The sequence below is a fragment of the Pantoea sp. Tr-811 genome (assembly GCF_011752535.1).
In the GTDB taxonomy this organism is placed as follows: Bacteria; Pseudomonadota; Gammaproteobacteria; order Pseudomonadales; family Pseudomonadaceae; genus Aquipseudomonas.
In genome coordinates, this window is the sequence record NZ_VWXJ01000087.1 from 1 (window position 1) to 251 (window position 251).

1 pseudogene is annotated in these 251 nt (G+C 55.4%); it reads left to right on the forward strand.

The features are described 5' to 3' along the window. Positions 1–251 (forward strand): annotated as a pseudogene (locus F3J44_RS29525) (hypothetical protein); the annotation flags it as partial.

The window sequence follows — 251 nt, forward strand, 5'->3', positions numbered from 1 at the left end:
AACAGCAGATGCAAAAACTCAAGGACATTGAGGCGCAGCTTCACGCCAGCCCAGATCAGCAAATCTCTCTTACCGATCCTGATGCACGCTCAATGGCCACGAGTGGCCGAGGTACTGGCACGGTTGGAAGACGGCATGTTGCTGCACTCCTACTGGTTCTCTGGCTGCCAAAGTTGCTCCATGCAGAAGCAGTGTACGACGGGTAAGGAACGCCGGTTGAAGCGCTGGGAGCATGAAACGGTAGTCGAAGC